The sequence below is a fragment of the Wolbachia endosymbiont of Nasonia oneida genome, assembly GCF_009012935.1.
GTDB classification, from domain to species: Bacteria; Pseudomonadota; Alphaproteobacteria; order Rickettsiales; family Anaplasmataceae; genus Wolbachia; species Wolbachia pipientis.
Window position 1 is genome coordinate 1 of record NZ_QESS01000032.1, and the last position, 5,115, is coordinate 5,115.

1 protein-coding gene and 4 pseudogenes are annotated in these 5,115 nt (G+C 34.9%); 3 read left to right on the forward strand and 2 right to left on the reverse strand.

The features are described 5' to 3' along the window. Positions 1-295: 295 nt before the first annotated feature. Positions 296-1,214: pseudogene (gene wmk, locus DEF52_RS05785) on the reverse strand (WO male-killing family protein Wmk). Positions 1,215-1,306: 92 nt separating this feature from the next. Beyond that, positions 1,307-1,497, reverse strand: a pseudogene (locus DEF52_RS05790) (DNA mismatch repair endonuclease MutL); the annotation flags it as partial. Positions 1,498-2,164: 667 nt separating this feature from the next. Between DEF52_RS05790 and DEF52_RS06830 the strand changes: the two are divergent. The 3 genes and pseudogenes from DEF52_RS06830 to cifB form a co-directional block, all read left to right on the forward strand. Beyond that, a pseudogene (locus DEF52_RS06830) lies at positions 2,165-2,540 on the forward strand (DNA methyltransferase). A 107-nt stretch (positions 2,541-2,647) separates the two neighbouring features. Beyond that, a complete protein-coding gene (locus tag DEF52_RS05800) occupies positions 2,648-4,087 on the forward strand; it encodes a cytoplasmic incompatibility factor CifA (protein WP_151808116.1) in 1,440 nt (479 codons plus the stop codon). Between the two features lie 75 nt (positions 4,088-4,162). Next, positions 4,163-5,074: pseudogene (gene cifB, locus DEF52_RS05805) on the forward strand (cytoplasmic incompatibility factor CifB); the annotation flags it as partial. Between the last annotated feature and the right edge of the window lie 41 nt (positions 5,075-5,115).

The window sequence follows — 5,115 nt, forward strand, 5'->3', positions numbered from 1 at the left end:
ATTTTATAATACATTCTAACACTTTTTCCTTAACTTAATGGCAGTGAAGCCTTTCCTCCCCCGCTTTGTCGTATTCTCTCTATTTCTTCTCTAAATTCATTTTTATCTTTACTTTTATTATTATTATTCATAAGATATACCTCCTATTAGCTACTAATTTTTTTTAATTATTTACTACTGTTTTCTTGGTAGTATTGGCATAAAGCCATAGGTTTCGGGCGAAGTCAAATCAATTTTTCATTTTTTTTGTTTATTTTTTATGTAAAATGCAAAAGATATTTCTTAAGTTGTATTTTTAAAAAAGTAGCTCAGTTGCCCCAGTTGTTCGTAAAACAATATCGATAGAAATTCCTAATCTACGTAGATTCTTTGCAATTTCGGCTTTTTCCGCTTTCTTGACCTTTCCTGCAATAATCTCCATACCTTCAGATAAAGATTTGATCAGTACATAAAATCCGTTGCGTAACTCTTGATCCTCAATTTCCCTGTATTTCTCTATTAAACCACTGCTTGCTTCACTATGTCGCCTTGTAAGTAGATCTTTAATGCTGACTGATAACGCCTTTGCTATTTCATATAACTTTTCAAGTGGAACAGCAATGTTCATAGTCGCTTATTTTTTGACGCGTTGTACTAATTTTTTTTGCCAAGTCTTCCTGAGTGTACTTTCGCATTATCCTTAGCTTTTTTATCCTTTGTCCCATCCTATAGTCTACAGAAGTAGTTTTTTCCTCTGCATTACTATATTCTTCAGTTGATAAGCCCGTTGCTTGGAAAATTATTTCAACAGAAACTCCTGCTTTAACTAGATTCTTTGCCACCTCTATTCTTGCCACTTTTCTACTATTTTCCTTGCTAGCCTGTGCAGATGTAATTAATGAATAAACTACATTACGTAATTCTTGATTCTCAATTTTCTCATACTTTTCTACTAGATCTAATATCTCTTTCTCCTCACTCTCGAGATAACTGTTTTCATTTGATATTGTGTGTTCAGGAATAAGATCTATAATGCTAACTGATAGTGCTTCTGCGATGCTATATAACCTTCTGATTGAAATTTTACGCTTTCCTTTTTCATACTGTAGTATGACCTGATATTTTGTACCGATTTTACTTGCTAAATCCTTTTGAGTATATCTCTTCGCTAGCCTACAACTTCTTACTTTCTGTCCTACTTTGTAGTCTAAAAAATTAGGGTTATTAGCAGCCACTCTTTATCTACAAAACAAATATTTACATTCTATACTGACTCCTTAATAACTAGAAGAACTATCTCAATAAAGATCACTTCAACAAGTTTAATCTATCTTCTTTCAAACAATTTTTCAATATCACTCAGTTTCATTTCTATATAAGTTGGCCTTCCGTGTTCAGAATGTGGCTTTTCTTCCATTTGCCTTAGCAACTCATTCACTTCTTCTAACCTCATTTTCTATCCGCTCTATGATAAGCGATAGTTGCCAACACTTTATCTTCTACTGGCAATGTATCTTCTTTTTGTCCATGCTAAAAGGATATAGATTTAACATAAATTTGCTCTGAAAATATTGACATTAAGTTTCAAGATCTTTATCATGTAAAGGTGTGGGCTCACGATAATCGTAATTGAGCTTTTGGCTTGTGTTTTATTAGGAGATTAGTCTCTCACACCTAAAATAGGTATTTTTGAAGTTTTTTATAGCTACTAAACTCATGAATTCATTTGCCGGGGTTTAAAGGGCGTTTATAGAGGTGGTTGTAAAAGTGGCATAATAACCTCCACCCAAAGCCTAAAATGCAATTCTAAGACTATCTATGACAGTCATTTTTTTCTTTAACATACCCAAATATAAGTATCTTTCATATGGCACACATATTGGAAAAATTTAAATTTAATAATAAACCCACATATATTACGGATAGGGGAGCTGCATATTGTGAAGACTCTCTTAACCCTTACTATTAACCACAAATAAAGACATGGTATTGTATTTACTCAAATAATTTAATTTTATTAACTTGAAAGCTTGTTAGATTAAAATTATTAAATTAAGAGTTATAATTTTAGCAACTAAAAGCTGTAAATTGCACCATATAAACAGTTATTTCAAGCAAAAGTTATACCATTAAGAGCTATGCAACAAACGTTCATATTTGTGGGTAATAGTAAGCTCTTAACCTATTGCCGCAATTACCAGATACAAGCTTAGATCTCGTAATCACCAGTCCACCGTTTGCTTTACAAAGAAAAAAAGAATACGGAAATGAATCCCAAGCGGAATATGTTGCATGGCTTAGTCGATTTGCAAAATTAGTACATAGCAAGCTCAAAGATACAGGCAGTTTTGTACTTGATCTAGGTGGGGCTTATGAAAAAGGTGTGCCATCCAGAAGTTTATATAATTTTAGAGTGCTCGCTCAAAAACTTGATGATGCTACTGAAAAAGGTAGAGAAGAAGGCATCAAAATCGGCGAAAAAAAGGTGAACAGATGTTATCGCTGAAGATACTGGCCTCTCTGTTGATTATATTGAGAAAATTCAAGAAAAGAAGTTTTAGCCATAACGTCTTTTATTAAACCCTCTATTCTAGTAATTTTAATATTGCAATCCATTCTAATGTCTGTACAATGCCTTTTTTATATAAATACTTAATAGGAGGGGTTAATGCCAACACAGAAAGAGCTTCGGGCTACGATGTCCAAAAAATTACAGGAAGCTATTAAACATCCAGATCCAACAGTTGCTGCCGGGAGGAAGTCAGCTATCAAGAGATGGGTGGGAGTCCTTCAAGATAACTTTATGGAGCACATAAAATACTTTAAGGGTGATAAGTTGAAGTTTTTGCACAATGTATTCCAAGATGAAGGTTGCTGGTCAGGTGTAAGGTTGGATAATGCTGCTTTAGGTCAAAGGTTTACTGAAGAAAAAATAGGTGGAATAGATAATCCACTTCGCAAATATGAGATGGCTTGTAGTTACTGTGTGGTAGATAAAATTCATCCACTCTTTCAAAAAAGATTTGAATCTTATAGGAACAATTTTCCTCCTGGTGCATTTGATGGTAAAACTGAAACTGAAATTGGCAAATACGTACGAAACTCGTTACTAGATAGCATAAAGAGGAAAGGTCCTGTGTTTGATTTCTGGATCGATAGAGAATCTGGGGGATTAAAGCAACCAAGTAACGCGTCAGAAGGTTTTGACAGTGCTGTAAAACTTAAGTGGAGTGAAGGAGTAGAGTATTTTTATAATCATTTAAAAGAAGAAGATAAGGAAAAGAAACTTACAGAAGCTATTATTGCTCTGTCTCGCGTTCAATCTGTTGAGAAAGATGCTCCTATTTTAGATTTTTGTGTAAGGAATATAGGTGATAAAGATACTCTTTTACAGAAATTGCTGCAGAAAGATAAGGGAGTATATTCCCTTCTTGCTAAATTAATAGAGTCATGTTTTTTTGATACGGTTCATGATTTGGTACAGTGCTGGTGTTATAAAGGCGTTTCAGCAGGAGGAGACTGTTCGGACAAGATATTCTCACAGCAAGACTATGAACTTTTTCTTTATTCACTTTCAAATGTGATGTTGAAAAATCCTGAGTTAAGTGTTCAAGCTAGATCCCTTATTATGGAGATTTGGAAATGTGAACGCTTTGCTGAATACAGAGAGACCTCTGTTAATACTTCTAATTATACAGTTCCTATAAAGAGTGTACTTGGGGGATTAATCATTAATTGGAAACGAGAAGATGTTTGTAAGCCCGATAGGGAAATAGAGAAAGAAGAAATATTAGATATGATTTCATTTGCCAAAGGTTGCTTTCCTGAAAAGTTTGACCTTTTTAAAGAAGTCATGATAGAAAATCTTAGAATATGTGGTAGGGAAGGAAAGAGGAAAGGTGTAGATTACGGCAAGTTTGCAGAAGAGTTATTTCTTCAGTTAGAGAAAGTAACTTTACCTTCTGTAGGTGATGGTCCTTGGAATAATTTGCGGTCTCAATCTAAGGTATCTTTGCCACTTGATGGTTCTGGTGATGGCCCACAGTCTGAGTTTGAAGCTCCTAGTGTGAGTGGTATTTCTGGTTCTCATAAGAAAAGAAGAATCTAGTCTACTCATTAATGTGAGTGGTTTTTCTGGTCTTAGCAAATAGAGAGGTGCTTTGTGTCTTTAATAAGAAGTTTAGTGGATGGAGATCTTGATGGTTTTAGACAAGAGTTTGAATCCTTTTTAGATCAATGTCCATTTTTCTTGTATCATGTAAGTACAGGACGTTTCCTTCCTGTATTCTTTTTCAGTATGTTTGCTACTGCTCATGATGCTAATATCTTAAAAGCAAATGAGAGAGTGTATTTTCGTTTTGATAATCATGGTATTGATACAGGTGGTAGAAATAGAAATACAGGGAACCTAAAAGTCGCTGTTTATCGTGACGGACAGCAAGTTGTCAGATGCTACAGTATTTCTGATCGTCTTAATAGTGATGGGTTAAGGTTCAGTACAAGGGAAAGAAATGCTCTAGTGCGAGAGATTAGAGGGCAAAATCCAAATTTAAGGGAAGAAGACCTAAATTTTGAGCAATACAAAGTATGCATGCATGGAAAGGGCAAGAGTCAGGGAGAGGCGATTGCAACAGTATTCGAGGTGATTCGTGAAAAAGATTCTCAAGGTAGAGATAGATTTGCTAAATATTCAGCGTCTGAGATTAGCCTTCTTAGGCATATAGAACGCAATAGGCTTAATGGGATTAATGCGCCTGCGCCACGCAGTTTGTTGACAGTTAAGGAAATAGGAAGTATACGACTCAATCAAGATCAGAGAGTACAGCTTGGTCATTTGGTCAATTTTGTGCAAGTTGCACCGGGTCAGCAAGGGATTTTCAGTTTTATGGAAGTGCTAGCAAGTAACCAAAGAATAAATATAGAACGTGGAATAAATGAAGGAATTTTGCCATACATAACTCGAATCTATCGTAGTTACCTAGGCAGCCTACAAAATGACATTCAAAATCGCAGTCAAAAGTTTGAGAGTCACGGATTTTTCTTAGGTTTGTTGGCAAATTTTATTCATCTCTACACAATAGATATTGACCTTGACTTTCCATAAGATGGTACAAGCCTCCACCTTCTAGGTGGAGA

Bases quoted from the DNA above. Each gene is read 5' to 3' on its own strand.
- DEF52_RS05800 (WP_151808116.1), top strand. From the start codon at position 2,648: ATGCCAACACAGAAAGAGCTTCGGGCTACGATGTCCAAAAAATTACAG.